Raw genomic sequence first — 16,109 nt, 5'->3', positions numbered from 1 at the left:
CGCTGGTGATCTGAGTCACATCGTGTCAGGATCTTCGCCCGTGCGGTGTCTTGTGCTCGAACCCCTCGGAGCGAAGGAGACACCATGAACACCAACCACGTGGTCGTGATCGGCGGCGGATACGCCGGGGTGATGGCGGCCAATCGGCTCAGCGCGCGCCAGGACGTGCGGATCACCGTGATCAACCCACGCCCCGTCTTCGTACCCCGGCTGCGCCTGCATCAGCTGGTCGGTGGAACCCACGACGCGATCGTCGACTACCGCGACGTGCTGGCCGAGGGTGTCTCGCTGGTCGTCGACAGTGTCACCGGGATCGATGCGGGCGCCCGCCGCGTCGCCCTGGCCGACGGCGCGGACCTCGACTTCGACTACCTCGTCTACGCCGCCGGTAGCGGCGCCGCGGAACCGCAGGTGCCCGGTGCCGCCGAATTCGCCTATCCCGTCGCCACTTTGGAGGCAGCGCAGCGGTTGCGGTCGATCCTGTTCGACCGGGCGATGTCGGCGCCGGTGACCGTGGTCGGCGGCGGCCCCACCGGGATCGAGACCGCGACCGAACTCGCCGAACAGGGCCGTTCGGTCACCCTGGTCTGCGGCGGCACGCTCGGCCCGTACCTGCATCCCCGGGCTCGGCGGACCGCCCGCAAGTACCTGACGAAACTGGGTGTCGGATTGCTCGAAGGCCCCGAATCGCTCGTCACCGAGGTAACGCAGACGTCGGTGCGGCTGGCGACCGGAACGGCCCTGCCCAGCGAGATCACCATCTGGGCAGCGGGTTTCGGGATACCGCAACTGGCGGCGCACAGTGGACTGCGTACCGATGCCGCCGGGCGGCTGCTCACCGACGAGTCCCTGACCAGCGTCGACGACGACCGGATCGTCGCGGCCGGTGACTCGTCGGCGCCCTCGGACCTGCCGTTCCGGATGAGCGCCTATGTGGCCGGTTGCCTCGGCGCGCACGCCGCCGACACCATCGCGCACCGCATCGACGGGACCGAACCCACCTCGATCGACCTGGCCTTCCAGGCCATGTGCATCAGCTTCGGCCGCCGAGCGGGAATCTTCCAGCTCGGCCACAAGGACGACACCGCGATGGGCCTGTACTTCACCGGCCCGGCCGGTCGCGCGCTCAAGGAGTTCTCGTGCGCGGCGAGCGTGAAGCACCTGGTCACCGAGGCGAACAAGCCCGGCTCGCATTCCTGGCCGAAGGACGGCAAACACCGTCCACAGGTGTTGCGCGACCGCCGCGCCGCGATCACCACAGCCTGAGCCACGGACAGGAGAACCGACGATGACCACTCCCGTCGACGCGACGGAAACCTTTGTGCAGCATCGCAATCTGCTGTTCACGGTGGCCTACGAGATGCTCGGCTCGGCGGCCGACGCCGAGGACGTACTGCAGGAGACCTGGCTGCGGTGGGTGAAGGCCGACCTGGAGCAGGTGACGGACCGGCGCGCGTATCTGGTGCGCATCACCACCCGCCAGGCGCTGAACCGGTTGCGCTCGCTCAAGCGGCGACGGGAGTCCTATGTCGGTTCGTGGCTGCCGGAACCGCTGCTCACCGCACCGGACGTCGCCGCCGATGTCGAACTCGCCGACAGCGTGTCGATGGGATTGATGCTGGTGCTCGAGACGTTGACCCCGACCGAACGCGCGGTGTTCGTGCTGCACGAGGCGTTCGGCATCAGCTACGCCGAGATCGCGGCGGCGGTCGACAAGTCGCCCGCCGCCGTGCACCAGATCGCCAGTCGCGCCCGCCGGCACGTGGAGGAACGCAGGCCACGGCGCACGGTGAGCGCGCAGCAGGCCGAAGCGACGATCGAAGCGTTCCAGCGAGCGCTGGAGACCCGTGACCTGCAAGGATTGCTCGATGTCCTCGCCCCGGACGTGGTTGCCGTCAGCGACGGAGGCGGGATCAAGCAGGCCAACCCGCGCCCGGTTGTCGGCGCCGACAAGGTGTCGCGCTTCATCGTCGGCGGCCTCACCAAGCACGCTGTCGACCTCGTCGTGGAGCCGACGCTGGTCAACGGCGGACCCGCGCTCGCGGTGTCCATCGACGGCGAGCGCGACGGTGTGCTCGCCGTACGCGTCGAGGACGACCGGATCACCGGCATCTACTACGTGCGCAACCCGCAGAAGCTGACGCACATCGACGCGACGACCCCGCTCACTCTGCGATGAGATGCACGTAGGCGTCGCCGCGCCGGGTGCTCAGTGCGGTGGCACGGTGCACGGATTCCTGCCGCAGCATGCACCCATCCACGACTCCCCCACACACGAATAGTGTGGCGGGCGGGTCGGCACCGCACTACCCGCACCACCCACTCCCTGGAGCCGGCCCGCCCGCTTTCGTTCTCGCGTGTTTTCGCACTCGCCGTGGGGGTACGCGGCGAACATCCAGCCCTTCTCTGTGAGGAGTGCGATGTCCGCCGACGATCGTTCGACCAGGCCGGCTCCAGCCGCGGCTCTCGCCCGCGCGCACGGCGCCTTCAACGTTGTCGGCGGCGTATGGCCGCTCCTCAGCAGACGCAGCTTCGAGGCGATCTTCGGCCAGAAGTACGACCGCTGGCTGCAGTTCACCGTCGCGGGACTGCTCGCGGGCAACGGCCTCGTGCAGCTGACGGCAGCGCGCACACCGGCAGGTCTGGCAAGCGCACGTCGGCTCGGTCTCACCACAGCGGGATGGTTGCTGACGATCGACTTGATCTATGTCCCCAAGGGCACGATCCGCAAGACCTACCTCATCGACGCGGCGATGGAGATCGGCTGGCTCGCCGCCTGGCAAGGGCGTTACGGCAGGATCGAATCGACGTAGCCGCCGTCGACGCGCAGGGCTCCGCCGGTCGTCGCCGATGCCAGCGGCGAACTCAGGTACACGACCATGTTCGCGATTTCCGACGGTTCGATCAGCCGCTGGATCAGGGACTGCGGGCGGTGCACGCGCATGAACTCGCGCTGCGCCTGGTCCCACGGCAACGACCGGTCGACCAGCTGGTACACGAACTCCTCCACGCCACCGGTGTGGGTGGGTCCGGCGATCACCGAATTCACCGTGACCCCGGTCCCCGCAGCATCTTTGGCGAAGCCACGGGTCACCGCGAGCAGCGCGGTCTTGGATACGCCGTAGTGGATCATCTCGGCGGGAGTGACCACGGCGGAATCGCTGGCGATCTGCAGGGCGCGACCCCACCCGCGCTCGGTCATGCCGGGCAGGTACGCCCGGATCAGCCGCACCGCCGACAACACATTCACCTCGAAGAACGACCGCCACTGCGCGTCGGTGATCTCGCGCGCGGGCACCGCCTCGAAGATGCCGAGGTTGTTCACCAGAATGTCGACGTCGGGCAGTTCGCGCAGCAGCTGCTCGACTCCCTCCTCGGTGGTGACATCGGCGGCGACACCGAGCGCGTCCCCACCGGTAGCGCGTATGTCGGCGACCGCCGCGTCCACCCGGTCGGCGGTGCGCCCGTTGACCACCACGCGGGCACCCGCGTCGGCGAGACCCTGTGCGATGGCCGCGCCGATGCCCTGGGTGGAGCCGGTGACCAACGCTGTCTTCCCGGTCAGATCGATTCGCACGCGCACCACTTCCTCAGAACGGTCCGGCGGCCACCGGACTCCGACAAGAAAGAACGCCGTGTGCACCTTATCCCCGTATCGGCGTCGCCACCCGACAGCACCGGCGCCGATTTCGCGGCCGAGTTCCTCGAACGACACGGCATCACCGACGCCCGGGTAGAAACGGTGTGGGACGCCATCGCGGGACACACCTCCGGCTTCAGCGACTCACCGGTCTTCCGTAGGCGCAGACCGGCCGAGATCTGGATCGCGGTGGAGGGCATCGGCATCGACATCGGTGGCGGCCCCGGGGATCTGCCGCCCGGCTACGCCGACGCCGTGCACGCCGCCTACCCGCGCCGCGGCGGAACCCCGGCGATCACCACGATCATGGAGGACCAGATCCTCGCGAACCCCGAAAGGCGTTCCAGGCCAGCCTCGGAACCGAGCTCGTGCGCCTGCACCACCCGGAGGTGCCGTTGCCGAACTGGGACAACCTGATGAGCCACAGCAGCTGGCAGGACTGACCCCCGACCGGGCAGGGCTGAGGCGACGGGGCGGCCACTTCGCGTCGGAATCTGCGGATCTGGTGGCCTCGGGGAAGGTCAGTCGGGGACGTCGGTTTCTTGGAGGGTCGACCAGCGCAATGATTCCCGCTCCGACCGCAGAACCGCGAGCACACGGCGTCGCGAAACCGTGCCCGCATGGTGGTGTGATTCCAGGAAGCGGACCACCGTGACGGCACCGTCACTCGACAGCACTTCGATCTCGCTGATGGCGATGCGCAACCCCGGCTGGGCATTACGCGCCGCGCGCAGCCCGGTCAGCAATTCGTCGCGGTGCAGGACCTGACCCGTTGTCGTCACCATGGAGAACGAAGGATCCTGCGCTGCGGCGAAGCGGTCGAAGACCGAATCCGGTGCCTCGGACCCGAGCCAGGCGGCCAGGTCGTCGTGCAGCGCTTGTATCGCATCCTCGAGATCCACGCTCAGTCCTCTCCTCACGATCACTGCCGTGCTCGGTCCACGAACTGCCCCGTGCGGCAAGGGCATTCAGGTCCATCCTATGGTCCTAGGGTGCGGGCCCAGGACGTCAGGGCGGCGAAGTCGTCCTCGACGAGACCGGCGGCCGGGTGGACGAATCGCAGGAGGGCGGGTGCGGCGTGGCGGGCATTGATGTACCGGCGATCCGGTGTCGTGATGTCGTCGTCGACCCAGGCGAACGGTCTACCCGCCGCGTGTTCGACCAGTTCGGCGGTCTTCCAGAACGTCCCCTCCGGACCCTGGCACCCGGGCGATTTCCACTCGACCACCGGTAACTCCGGCAAGCCGAGGACCGGGGCGATGTGGGTGTTCGCGTCGTGCTCCCATGTTGTCGCCCACCACAATTCGAAGTCCTCCGCCAGCTCGGTCAAGGTGCGGCCATGTGACGGGTTCAACCACACCCGCAATGGCTTCACCCGCCGCACGGGGATGTCGCGGTGCCGCGCGATCCACGACTGCGGCAGCAACCGGTGCGTCTCGTACCCACGCGGACGTTGCTCCGGTTTCGCGCGGTACGGGTTGAGCGGACCGTCGACATCGAGGTAGAGCAGGGGGCGGTCGACCATTGTCGCGTTCCCCGTCCCGCCGATTGCGAATCCTCTTGCCCGACAGCTTATCCGCTGCGTTCGGAGTGCGGTTGCTCGTCCTCTCCTTCGGCCTGACTCGGCTGCGGGGTGAAGCGGTCGGGTGGCTGGATCATTTCCGGGTCGGCGTCCGGGTCCTCGGCGGGGTCGTAGCGGTCACCGGACGGTTCCTTCGACGCGTGCATCAGGTCCTCCTTTCCTCTGCATCGCGCCTACCCGGTGTGGGGGCGGGAAAACGGCGAGCTCAGGCCGGCAAGGCGATCAGTTCGGCGAGGTGGGCGCGGTGCGTACCTGCCGTGCCGAAGGCGATCTGATCGGCCTTGGCTCGTTTGAGGTAGAGGTGGGTCGGGTGTTCCCAGGTCATACCCATGCCACCGTGCAGTTGCACCGCTTCCTCGGCCGCGAGCACGGCCAGGTCACTGCAATAGGCCTGCGCGACACCCGCCGCCACGGGGGCATCGGGGTCGGCGGCGGCGAGCGTGGCCGCGGCGTAGCGGGCGGTGGCGGTCGCCGATTCCACGCCCGTGTAGAGGTCGGCGAGCCGGTGCTTGATCGCCTGGAAGCCGCCGACCACCCGGCCGAACTGACGGCGTTCCTTCAGGTAGGCCACGGTTTCCTCGAGACACCACCGCGCCGACCCGCACTGTTCCGACGCCAGCAGCCCGGAACCGGCGAGCAGGGCGCGGCGAACTGCGGCTTCGCCGTCGGCGACGAGCGGCTGTCCCGCGAACCCGTCGAAGGTGATATCGGCGAGCTGACGGGTCATATCCAGCGACGCCACCGGGGTGATCCGTGCGGCGTCGGCCGCGACCGCGTGCAGTGCGATGCCCTCCGGACCGGCAACAGGAACCAGCAGAACATCCGCCTCGAGCGCCCCAGCGACACTGGTGACGGTGCCACCGTCGGCGACGGCCGGAATCGGCGCATGCGCGGCCGTGGAGAACGGAACGACAAGGGCTGCGGTCCGCTCCCCTGCCGCGAGCTCACCGAGCAACGAGCTAGCCGAGCCGAGCAGTGCGGTGGTGGCCACGACGGAACTGGTGAGGAACGGTACCGGTGCGACGAAACGCCCGAGCTCCTCGAGCACCACCGCGGCCTCCCGCGCCGACGCCCCCGCACCGCCGTGCTCCTCGGGGACGAGCAACCCCGCGAGACCCAGGTCGACAGCGATGTTCTTCCACAGCCCCGCGACCAGCGACCGGTCGCCGTCGTAGAGTGCGGTCACCGACGACGGGTCGCAGTGGGCGCTCAGCACTGCGCGCACGGTGGCGCGCAGGTCGTCCTCGACATCGGTGTAGAGCAGGTTCAGCTCGGTCATCGGGCGACCTCCTTCCAGGGGCGGTCCTTGTCGGTGCGCGCCTCGGCGGGCAACCCGAGAATGCGTTCGGCGACGATATTGCGCAGGATCTCCGAGGTGCCGCCCTCGATGGAATTGCCCTTCGCCCGCAGGTACCGGTAGCCGGCGTCGCGGCCGGTGAAGTCGACGTGATCGGGTCGGACCATGGTCCAGTCCGAATAGCGAAGGCCCTGCTCACCGAGCACCTCCACCTCCAGGCCGGACAGCTGCTGGGCCACGCGGGCGAAGATCAATTTCATCGCCGACCCCTCCGGGCCCGGCATACCCTTTGCCAGTTTCTGCTGCAACCGCACACCGGTCTGCCTGGCCACCTCGGCATCGACCCACAGCCGCAGGAGCCGATCGTGCAGCTCGGGGGTGCGCAGGTCGGGATTGTCGCGCCAGGTCCGGCTCACCACCCCGATCATTCCGGTCTCCCGGGCGGTGTCGCGGCCGCCGATCGCCACCCGCTCGGTGTTGAGCGTGGTGTTGGCGACCCGCCACCCGTCGCCCTCGGCGCCGAGGCGCTGGGTATCGGGAACCCTTGCCTCGGTGAGGAATACCTCGTTGAACTCGGCCTCACCGGTGATCTGGCGCAGCGGCCGCACCTCGACGCCGGGCTGGGTCATGTCGATGAGGAAGAACGTCAGGCCGCGGTGCTTGGGCACGCCCGGGTCGGTGCGGGCGAGCAGGATCGCGAACTGCGCCAGGTGAGCGCTCGACGTCCACACCTTCTGCCCGTCGACCACCCACTCGTCGCCGTCACGGACCGCGCGGGTGCTCACATTCGCCAGGTCCGATCCGGCGCCCGGTTCGCTGAACAGCTGGCACCAGATCTCCTCGCCCGTCCACAACGGACGCAGGAACCGCCGCTTCTGTTCCTCGGTACCGCACGCGAGGATCGTCGGCGCCGCCATGCCGAGGCCGATGGTGTTGGCGCCCGGGTTGTTGTCGGGCGCACCGGCTTCGGCGAACAGCCGCTGTACCTCGTCCTGCCATTCCCGGGGCAGCCCGAGCCCGCCCTGACCGGCCGGGTAGTGCACCCAGGCCAATCCCGCGTCGAAGCGCGCGCGCAGGAATTCCAGGCGGTCGGTGGTGTCCGGATCGTTGGCGGCGAGGAATTCCGCTACGGCACGGTGCAATTCGTCGCGCGTCACCGGGCCTCCCGCTGCTTGCGCAGCTCGCTCTTGGCCAACGCGTTCTTGTGTACTTCGTCGGGACCGTCGGCGAAACGCAGCGTGCGGATACCGGCGTAAGCGGCGGCGAGGGGGAAGTCCTGGGACAGCCCGCCCGCACCGTGCACCTGGATCGCCTTGTCCAGAATCCACTGCACCGTGGCCGGGGTGGCGATCTTGATGGCCTGGATCTCGGTGTGCGCGCCCTTGTTTCCGACGGTGTCCATCAGCCATGCGGTCTTGAGGACGAGCAGCCGCAGTTGCTCGAGCCGCACCCGCGACTCGGCGATCCAATCCCGGATCACGCCCTGGTCGGCGAGCGGCCTGCCGAACGCCACCCGGTCCTCGGCTCGCGCGCACATCAGTTCCACGGCGCGCTCGGCGACACCGATGGAGCGCATGCAGTGGTGGATGCGGCCCGGCCCCAGCCGTGCCTGGGCGATGGCGAAACCGGCGCCCTCCACCCCGATCAGGTTCGACGCGGGCACACGCGCGTCGGTGAACGTCATCTCGGCGTGGCCACCGTGGTCGTGGTCGTCGTAGCCGAAAACCTCCATGCCCCGGTGGATTTCGACGCCGGGGGTGTCACGGGGCACGAGGATCATCGACTGCTGCTGGTGCCTGCTCGCGGACGGGTCGGTCTTGCCCATCACGATGAAGATGCGGCAGTTGGGGTTCATCGCCCCGGTGATCCACCATTTGCGCCCGTTGAGCACGTAGTCGTCACCGTCGCGTTCGATGCGGGTGGCGATATTGGTGGCGTCCGAGGACGCCACATCCGGTTCGGTCATGGCGAACGCCGAGCGGATGGTCCCGTCGAGCAGCGGCTCGAGCCACTGTTTGCGCTGTTCCTCGGTGCCGAACTGGGCGAGTACCTCCATATTGCCGGTGTCGGGCGCGGCGCAGTTGAACACGGCGGGCGCGAGTCCCGCACTGCGCCCGGTGATCTCGGCCAGCGGCGCGTACTGCAGATTCGTCAGACCCGCGCCGTGTTCGCCCGGAAGGAACAGATTCCACAGCCCACGGCTTCGTGCCTCGGCGCGCAGTTCCGCCAGCACGGGAACCGAGTCCCAGGCCCAGCGGTTGTCCAGCTGCCCGAGCTGCGCACGGAATACCGCTTCGGCCGGATAGACGTGGCTGTCCATGAAGTCGAGCAGCGTGGCGCGCAGTTCTTCGGTGCGCGCGTCGTAGGCGAAGTCCATCAGGAATGCTCCTTCAGTGCGGTGAGGCCGGTTTCCAGCAGGGGCTCGATCGCCGAACCGATGACATCGAAGCCCTCGCCGACAGTCTGGCCCCGCAGGTAGCGGAAGTGGATGCCTTCCAGGATCGCGGCGAGTTTGAACGCGGCGAGCCCGAGGTAGAAGCCGAAGCGGGACATGTCGCGGTCACTGCGGGCGGTGTATCGGGCGATGATCTCGTCCTCGGTGAGGAAGCCGGGCGCCAGCGACGCGTCGGCCACGGCGACCTTGCCGTTCGGCAGGGCGGCGAGGCGGCCGTAGACGACCATCAGGGCCAGATCGGTGAGCGGGTCGCCCAGAGTCGCCATCTCCCAGTCGATGACGGCCGCGAGCCGGTCGGAGTCGTCGACGAGGACATTGTCGAGGCGGTAGTCACCGTGCACGATGCCAGCCGCCGACTCGACGGGGACGTCGGCGGCCAGACGCGCGTGCAGTTCGGTGGCCAGCGGCAGGTCACGGGTATGGGAGGCATCGAGTTGCTGCTTCCATCGACGCACCTGCCGTTCGAGGAATCCCTCCGGCCTGCCGAAATCGGCCAGTCCGACGGCCGCCGGGTCGACGGCGTGCAAGTCGGCGAGGGTGTCGACCAGGGCGGCCGAGATGCGCTGTGTCCGTTCCGGTCCCAGCTCGGCCAGGGCGGCCGCGTCCCGATAGGGCGTGCCCTCGACCCGTTCCATGACGTAGAACGGCGCACCGAGCACGTCGGTGTCCTCGCACAGCCCGTACATGGCAGGCACGGGTACCGAGGTCGGCGCGAGCGCGGCCATCACCCGGTACTCGCGGGCCATGTCGTGCGCGGTGGCCAGCACGTGCCCGAGCGGCGGGCGCCGCACGATCCACGACGACGCACCGTCGGTCACCGTGTAGGTGAGATTGGACTTGCCGCCGGCGATGAGCGTGGCGTCGAGGTCGGTGCCGACGCCGGGCAGCGTGGCCCGCAGCCAGTGCCCGAAGCGGTCGAGATCCAGACCGGGCACGGTCATTTCGCGACCGCCAGGGTGACCGTCTCCACCACACACACCGGCTTCTCACCGCCCTCGCGCTCGACGACGACGGTGTTGGTGATCAGGTGCCCACCGCCACCCGGCGCCACCGACCGCAACTCGAGACCCGCGCGCAGCCGCGACCCGACGGGCACGGGCGCCGGGAAGCGCACCTTGTTGGAGCCGTAGTTCACCGCCATCGCCAGGCCCTCGATCCGATACACCTGGGCGACGAGCATCGGGACCAGCGACAATGTCAGATACCCGTGGGCGATCGTCGTTCCGAAGGGCCCTTCGGCCGCGCGTACGGGGTCGACGTGGATCCACTGGTGGTCACCGGTCGCGTCGGCGAAGGTGTCGATCTGCTCCTGGGTCACCGTGTGCCACCCGGAGTAGCCGAGATGGGTGCCGACTGCCGCCTCCAGCTCGGCGATCCCCTGGAATGCCCTCATGCCTTCGGCCCGCCCGCCACGTACAGCACCTGCCCGGACACGAAGCCCGCGCCTTCGCTGACGAAGAACGACACGGCATGCGCGATATCGTCGGGCACCCCGGTGCGCGCCACCGGGATCTGCGACGCCACACCGGCTTTGAAATCCTCGAACGGAACTCCGAGCCGCTCGGCGGTCGCAGCGGTCATCTCGGTCTCGATGAAACCCGGGGCGATGGCGTTCGCGGTGACCCCGAACTTGCCAAGTTCCAGGGCCAGCGTCTTGGTGAAGCCCTGCACACCCGCCTTCGCGGCCGAGTAGTTGGCCTGGCCGCGGTTACCCAGCGCCGAGGTGCTCGACAGGTTGACGATGCGGCCGAACTTCGCCTCGGTCATGTGCTTCTGGACCGCGCGGGTCATCAGGAACGCCCCGCGCAGGTGCACGTTCATCACCGTGTCCCAGTCGTCGGTGCTCATCCGGAACAGCATGTTGTCGCGGATGACACCCGCGTTGTTGACCAGCACGGTCGGCGCACCGAGCTCGGCGACGATCCGCTCGACGGCCGACTCCACCGCGGCCTCGACCGCGACATTCGCCCCGACCGCGAGGGCCCGGCCACCGGCGGCCTCGATCTCGGCGACGACCGGCTTGCAGGCGTCCTCGTCGAGATCGAGGACGGCCACCGCCATCCCGTCGGCGGCGAGCTTCTTCGCGACGGCGGCACCGATTCCCCGGGCGGCGCCGGTGACGACAGCGGTTCTCGTCGTGTTCATAGTCTTCTCCTGAAAGTCTTGCGGCACAGTGTTTTACAATCCGCCGGTCAAGGTCACGCCACCGTCGACGACGAGCAGCTGACCAGTGACCCATGCGGCGTCGGGCGAGAGCAGAAACGTCACGGCACCGGCGATGTCCTCGGGCACACCGAGCCGCTTCATCGGGTAGGTATCGGCCACCTGCTTTTCGCGGCCTTCGTACAGCGCGGTGGCGAATTTCGTCTTCACCACGGCGGGCGCCACCGCGTTGACCCGGATGTCGGGGCCGAGTTCGACCGCGAGTTCCTGGGTGATGTGGATGAGCATCGCTTTGCTCGCACCGTAGAAGCCGATGCCTGGTGCGCTGCGGATCCCCGCGATCGAGGCGACGTTCACCACCGCGCCACCGTGTTCGGCCATCCAGCCCTTGTGGACCTGCTGCGTCCACGAGAGCGCGCCGAGGCAGTTGACCTCGACGATCTTGCGCGCGGCCTCGAGATCGAGGTCGATCATCGGACCGAAGACCGGATTGATGCCGGTGTTGTTGACCAGCAGGTCGGCGCTGCCGAAGGTGGTGATCGCGCGCTCGACGGTGTCGGCCTGGTGCTCGGTGTCGTCGGCGCGACCGGCCACGCCGAGGGCGTGCTCGGGGCCGCCGAGCTGGGCGACCGCCGCGTCGAGCGCGTCCTGTTTGCGGGCGGTGACAACGACTTTCGCGCCGTCGTCGACGAGGCGCTGCGCGATGCCGAGGCCGATGCCACGGCTGGCGCCGGTGACGATCGCGGTCTTGCCCGCGAAACGGCCGGTCACGAGAGCCGCTCCAGCACCATGGCCATACCCTGGCCGCCGCCGACGCACATGGTCTCCAAACCGAACTGCTTGTCGTGGAAACGCAAGGAGTTGATGAGCGTACTCGTGATGCGGGCGCCGGTCATGCCGAACGGATGGCCGACCGCGATCGCGCCACCGTTGACGTTCAGTTTGTCCTCGGGGATGCCGAGTTCGCGAGCCGAGCCGATCACCTGCACCGCGAATGCCTCGTTGATCTCGACCAGGTCGATGTCGTCGATGGTGAGACCGGCACGGCGCAATGCCTGCCGCGACGCCTCGATGGGGCCCAGGCCCATGATCTCCGGCGACAGGCCCGAGACACCGGTGCTGACGATCCGCGCCAGCGGGGTCAGGCCGAGCTCGCGCGCCTTGGTGTCGGACATGATCACCAGGGCGGCGGCGCCGTCGTTGAGCGGGCAGCAGTTGCCCGCGGTGACGGTGCCGTCGGGACGGAAGACCGGCTTCAGCTGACTCACCGCCTCGAGGGTGACACCGGCACGCGGGCCGTCGTCGGCACTGACCACCGTGCCGTCGGGCAGCGTCACCGGGGTGATGTCGGTGGCCCAGAAGCCGTTGGCGATGGCCTTCTCGGCGAGATTCTGCGAGCGGACACCGAATTCGTCCTGTTCGGCGCGGGTGATCCCTGTGTGCTGGGCGACATTCTCGGCGGTCTGCCCCATCGCGATGTACACATCGGGCAGGTCACCGGTCAGGCGCGGGTCCGTCCACACGGGGGCGCCCGCGTCGGCGCGCGCGGTGGTGCGGGCGAGCGCCTCGGCGAAGACGGGGTTCTTGGTGTCGGGCATGCCGTCGGCGCTGCCCTTGCCGAAGCGGCTCACCGTCTCGACTCCGGCCGAGATGAACACGTCGCCCTCGCCCGCCTTGATGGCATGCAGTGCCATTCGCGTGCTCTGCAAGCTCGACGAACAGTAGCGGTTCACCGTGGTCCCGGGCACCGCGTCCAGCCCGGCGAGCACCGCGACCACCCGGGCCATGTTGAAACCGGACTCTCCCGCCGGCTGCCCGCAGCCCAGGACCAGGTCCTCGATCTCGGTGGGGTCGAGGGCGGGTACCTGTGCCAGGGCCGCACGCACCATCTGAACGGTCAGGTCGTCGGGGCGGAGGTCTTTGAGCGACCCCTTGCCCGCCCGACCGATCGGGGAACGAGCGGCGGCGACGATCACGGCTTCCGGCATCGGAGCTCCTTTGCTGAATAAGCGCTTGCTTAGACGCATAGTGCTGTAGATCGCACGCCACCGTCAATAGAACACCGAGCGCGGAGCCTTGTTAGCCACATCACACAGCCCCACCACCGGGCGGAATTCGCCGAGGCGAGATAATGGCCCGGAAATGACCGAAACCATCGAGCCCCGCGGCGACGCCACCCGCGCACGCCTCCTCGAGGCCGCCATCGACGCGTTCGCCGAAAAGGGCTTCAACGGCACGACCACGCGCGATATCGCCTCGGCCGCGGGCATGAGCCCGGCAGCGGTCTACGTGCATCACAAGTCGAAAGAGGAACTGCTCTACGTGATCTCGCGCGCGGGGCACGAGCAGTCACTCGACCTGGTCCGCGCCGCCATCCGGTCCACCGAGGATCCCACGCTCGCCCTGCGCACCGTGGTCCACGATTTCGCGGCACACCATGTGCGCGGCCACACCAGGGCGCGAATCGTGAACTACGAGTTGTCCGCGCTCACCCCCGAGCACTACGCCGAGATCCGGGGTCTGCGCCGACAGATCGATCAGGAGATCCGCGATCTCGTCGAACGCGGCGTGGCGACCGGCGCGTTCGAGGTGCGCGACCCCCGCATGGCCGCGGTCGCCTTGCTCTCGCTCGGTATCGATATCGCCCGCTGGTATCGCGACGGCGGCGACTGGAGCCCCGAAGACATCGCCGAGGGCTACGCGGACATGGCGTTGCGCATCGTCGGCGCGCGCTGACACCGACCCGGTTACGGCCGGCCAGCCGACCGCCTGAGCAGCGGGGTCAGAACGGCTCTCTTTGCGCCCGCACACCGCCACGCCATGATCATCGCGGCGCCCACCCTGGCCAGTAATCCCTTGACGCGCAACGTGAACCACAGGGCGACGACCGAGACGATCACGACCGATGCCGCGACGATGCGCAAGCTGATCGCAGGTTTCGGATCAGCCGTGGGCGTCCCATGCGTCACCCAGCATTTCGGCGACGAGTTCGGGCGAGGCGTCCGCCAGCGTCACCTGCACCGCCGCGAGCTTTCTGCCCCACCACGACTCGGCACACCAGGTGGGTGATTCCGCGACCGCCTCACGAATGCCTTCCTCAGGGAGCATCACGCGCAGGTGTTCGTCGTCGGGAAGGGTCGCGAAAATGGTTCGCCTGCGAAACGAGGGGCGACCGTGGTGGTCTCGTTCGGTCGCGCCCTCGAATCCCAGCGCCAGTAGGCGGGCCTCGTCCGGCGTCATCCCGTGACGGCTCCGTGTGCCGCCGAGCTGACCAGCTTGCGGTACTTGGCGAGCACACCGGTGGTGTATTTGGGGGCCGCGGGTTGCCAGCCGACCTTGCGGGCGGCGAGGTCGGCCGGGTCGATTTCGACATCGAGGCGCCGGTTGGCGACATCGAGGACGATCGGGTCGCCGTCGCGGACGAACGCGATCGGACCGCCGTCGACCGCCTCCGGTGCGACGTGCCCGACGCACAAACCCGTTGTACCGCCGGAAAATCGGCCGTCGGTGAGCAGCAGGACATCTTTGCCGAGGCCAGCGCCCTTGATCGCCCCGGTGATGGCGAGCATTTCGCGCATTCCCGGACCGCCCTTGGGGCCTTCGTTGCGGATGACCACCACATCGCCTGCGACGATGCTGCCGTTCTCCAGCGCGTCCATCGCGGCGCGTTCCCCATCGAACACCCTTGCCGTTCCGGCGAATACATCGGAGTCGAAGCCCGCGCTCTTCACCACCGCCCCTTCGGGAGCCAGCGTGCCGTGCAGGATGGTGAGCCCGCCGGATCGGTGGATGGGCCGGTCGAGCGGCCGGATGACGTCGCCGTCGAGGCCGAGTTCGATGTCGGCGAGGTTCTCGGCCATGGTCTTGCCGGTGACGGTCATGACGTCGCCGTGCAGCAGGCCCGCGTCGAGCAGTGCCTTCATCACGACGGGGATCCCGCCGACCCGGTCCACATCGGTCATCACGTAGCGGCCGAACGGTTTGAGGTCGGCCAGATGCGGCACCTTGTCGCCGACCCGGTTGAAATCGGCGAGGGTGAGGTCCACTCCGGCCTCGCGGGCGATCGCCAGCAGGTGCAGCACCGCGTTGGTCGATCCGCCGAGTGCCATGACCACGGTGATGGCGTTCTCGAAGGCGGGCTTGGTCATGATGTCGCGCGCGGTGATCCCCTTGCGCAGCAACTCGACGACGGCCTCCCCGGACCGGTGCGCGAAGACGTCGCGCCGGCGGTCGGGGGCCGGCGGCGCCGCCGACCCGGGCAGGCTCATGCCGAGCGCTTCGGCTGCCGAGGCCATCGTGTTGGCGGTGTACATGCCGCCGCACGCCCCTTCGCCCGGACAGATCGCGCGCTCGATGCGGTCGACCTCTTCGCGGCTGATGAGTCCCTTGATGCAGGCGCCGACGGCTTCGAAGGCATCGATGATGGTGACGTCCTTGCCGTCGAGATTGCCCGGCAGCGTCGATCCCGCGTAGAGGAACACGCTGGCCAGGTCGAGCCGGGCGGCCGCCATCAGCATGCCGGGCAGGCTCTTGTCGCACCCGGCGAGCAGCACCGACCCGTCGAGGCGCTCGGCCATCATGACCGTCTCGACGGAGTCCGCGATGATCTCGCGGCTGACCAGCGAGAAGTGCATGCCCTCATGCCCCATCGAGATACCGTCGGACACCGAGATGGTCCCGAATTCGAGCGGGTACCCGCCGCCCGCGTGCACGCCTTCCTTCACGGCGTCGGCCAGCCGGTCGAGCGACAGGTTGCACGGGGTGATCTCGTTCCAACTCGACGCCACCCCGATCTGGGGCTTCACCCAGTCCTCGTCCCCCATGCCGACCGCGCGGAGCATGCCGCGGGCGGCTGTCTTCTCGAGCCCGTCGGTGACATCGCGCGAGCGGGGCTTGATATCGAACGATGAATCGGTGTCGGATGCCATGGCCCAAGCCTACGACTCACCAGCGAAAACGCCGACGCCCCGCC

19 protein-coding genes are annotated in these 16,109 nt (G+C 68.5%); 5 read left to right on the top strand and 14 right to left on the bottom strand.

The window, feature by feature from the left end:
• The first annotated feature begins 84 nt into the window (after positions 1–84).
• The 3 genes from LDL21_RS10115 (at position 85) to LDL21_RS10105 (ending at position 2,813) form a co-directional block, all read left to right on the top strand.
• Complete coding sequence (locus tag LDL21_RS10115; protein WP_225279774.1) at positions 85–1,266, top strand: NAD(P)/FAD-dependent oxidoreductase; 1,182 nt, start codon at positions 85–87, stop codon at positions 1,264–1,266.
• A 22-nt stretch (positions 1,267–1,288) separates the two neighbouring features.
• Positions 1,289–2,179, top strand: coding sequence for an RNA polymerase sigma-70 factor (locus LDL21_RS10110; protein WP_225279773.1), 891 nt, complete (start codon positions 1,289–1,291; stop codon positions 2,177–2,179).
• Between the two features lie 241 nt (positions 2,180–2,420).
• Positions 2,421–2,813, top strand: coding sequence for a hypothetical protein (locus LDL21_RS10105; RefSeq protein ID WP_225279772.1), 393 nt, complete (start codon positions 2,421–2,423; stop codon positions 2,811–2,813).
• Here LDL21_RS10105 and LDL21_RS10100 read toward each other — a convergent pair.
• The gene (locus LDL21_RS10100) at positions 2,789–3,577 is read right to left on the bottom strand and encodes an SDR family NAD(P)-dependent oxidoreductase (protein WP_225279771.1); all 789 of its coding nucleotides are present in this window, start codon (positions 3,575–3,577) and stop codon (positions 2,789–2,791) included. The two genes, LDL21_RS10105 and LDL21_RS10100, sit on opposite strands and share 25 nt — an antisense overlap.
• 60 nt (positions 3,578–3,637) lie before the next feature.
• On the opposite strand from LDL21_RS10100, the gene LDL21_RS10095 reads away from it, so the two are divergent.
• Positions 3,638–4,057 carry a hypothetical protein gene (locus LDL21_RS10095; RefSeq protein ID WP_225279770.1) on the top strand — a complete coding sequence of 140 codons (420 nt, stop codon included), beginning with the start codon at positions 3,638–3,640 and terminating at the stop codon, positions 4,055–4,057.
• Positions 4,058–4,161: 104 nt separating this feature from the next.
• Here the strand turns inward: LDL21_RS10095 and LDL21_RS10090 are convergent, their stop codons facing one another.
• From LDL21_RS10090 to LDL21_RS10040, 11 genes are all read right to left on the bottom strand, one after another.
• Positions 4,162–4,542, bottom strand: a complete 381-nt coding sequence (locus tag LDL21_RS10090) for a DUF4440 domain-containing protein (RefSeq protein ID WP_225279769.1) — start codon at positions 4,540–4,542, stop codon at positions 4,162–4,164.
• Positions 4,543–4,619: 77 nt separating this feature from the next.
• A complete protein-coding gene (locus LDL21_RS10085; RefSeq protein ID WP_225279768.1) occupies positions 4,620–5,165 on the bottom strand; it encodes an HAD domain-containing protein in 546 nt (181 codons plus the stop codon).
• Between the two features lie 47 nt (positions 5,166–5,212).
• A complete protein-coding gene (locus LDL21_RS10080; protein WP_225279767.1) occupies positions 5,213–5,368 on the bottom strand; it encodes a hypothetical protein in 156 nt (51 codons plus the stop codon).
• A 59-nt stretch (positions 5,369–5,427) separates the two neighbouring features.
• On the bottom strand, positions 5,428–6,501 hold the full coding sequence (locus tag LDL21_RS10075) for an acyl-CoA dehydrogenase family protein (RefSeq protein ID WP_225279766.1): 1,074 nt from the start codon (positions 6,499–6,501) through the stop codon (positions 5,428–5,430).
• Positions 6,498–7,676 (bottom strand): acyl-CoA dehydrogenase family protein, encoded by a 1,179-nt coding sequence (locus LDL21_RS10070; protein WP_225279765.1) that lies wholly within the window; start codon positions 7,674–7,676, stop codon positions 6,498–6,500. Before LDL21_RS10070 ends, LDL21_RS10075 begins: the two co-directional genes overlap by 4 nt.
• Positions 7,673–8,896, bottom strand: a complete 1,224-nt coding sequence (locus LDL21_RS10065) for an acyl-CoA dehydrogenase family protein (RefSeq protein ID WP_225279764.1) — start codon at positions 8,894–8,896, stop codon at positions 7,673–7,675. Before LDL21_RS10065 ends, LDL21_RS10070 begins: the two co-directional genes overlap by 4 nt.
• Positions 8,896–9,915 carry a phosphotransferase family protein gene (locus LDL21_RS10060; RefSeq protein WP_225279763.1) on the bottom strand — a complete coding sequence of 340 codons (1,020 nt, stop codon included), beginning with the start codon at positions 9,913–9,915 and terminating at the stop codon, positions 8,896–8,898. Before LDL21_RS10060 ends, LDL21_RS10065 begins: the two co-directional genes overlap by 1 nt.
• Positions 9,912–10,367, bottom strand: coding sequence for a MaoC family dehydratase (locus LDL21_RS10055; RefSeq protein ID WP_225279762.1), 456 nt, complete (start codon positions 10,365–10,367; stop codon positions 9,912–9,914). Before LDL21_RS10055 ends, LDL21_RS10060 begins: the two co-directional genes overlap by 4 nt.
• Positions 10,364–11,119, bottom strand: a complete 756-nt coding sequence (locus LDL21_RS10050; protein WP_181697094.1) for an SDR family oxidoreductase — start codon at positions 11,117–11,119, stop codon at positions 10,364–10,366. The genes LDL21_RS10055 and LDL21_RS10050 overlap by 4 nt, the downstream gene beginning before the upstream one ends.
• A gap of 33 nt (positions 11,120–11,152) precedes the next feature.
• Positions 11,153–11,908 (bottom strand): SDR family oxidoreductase, encoded by a 756-nt coding sequence (locus LDL21_RS10045; protein ID WP_225279761.1) that lies wholly within the window; start codon positions 11,906–11,908, stop codon positions 11,153–11,155.
• A complete protein-coding gene (locus tag LDL21_RS10040) occupies positions 11,905–13,125 on the bottom strand; it encodes an acetyl-CoA C-acetyltransferase (RefSeq protein ID WP_225279760.1) in 1,221 nt (406 codons plus the stop codon). Before LDL21_RS10040 ends, LDL21_RS10045 begins: the two co-directional genes overlap by 4 nt.
• 154 nt (positions 13,126–13,279) lie before the next feature.
• Between LDL21_RS10040 and LDL21_RS10035 the strand changes: the two genes are divergently transcribed.
• On the top strand, positions 13,280–13,873 hold the full coding sequence (locus LDL21_RS10035) for a TetR/AcrR family transcriptional regulator (RefSeq protein ID WP_181697091.1): 594 nt from the start codon (positions 13,280–13,282) through the stop codon (positions 13,871–13,873).
• Between the two features lie 207 nt (positions 13,874–14,080).
• Here LDL21_RS10035 and LDL21_RS10030 read toward each other — a convergent pair whose 3' ends face one another.
• Together LDL21_RS10030 and ilvD are read right to left on the bottom strand one after the other, a co-directional pair.
• Complete coding sequence (locus LDL21_RS10030; protein WP_225279759.1) at positions 14,081–14,377, bottom strand: MmcQ/YjbR family DNA-binding protein; 297 nt, start codon at positions 14,375–14,377, stop codon at positions 14,081–14,083.
• On the bottom strand, positions 14,374–16,065 hold the full coding sequence (ilvD, locus tag LDL21_RS10025) for a dihydroxy-acid dehydratase (protein WP_225279758.1): 1,692 nt from the start codon (positions 16,063–16,065) through the stop codon (positions 14,374–14,376). The genes LDL21_RS10030 and ilvD overlap by 4 nt, the downstream gene beginning before the upstream one ends.
• Between the last annotated feature and the right edge of the window lie 44 nt (positions 16,066–16,109).

Origin of the sequence: Nocardia rosealba, assembly GCF_020216065.1 — a bacterium.
Classification (GTDB): domain Bacteria; phylum Actinomycetota; class Actinomycetes; order Mycobacteriales; family Mycobacteriaceae; genus Nocardia; species Nocardia rosealba.
The sequence above is the reverse complement of the archived record's forward strand: the minus strand, read 5'-3'. Positions and strand labels throughout refer to the sequence as shown.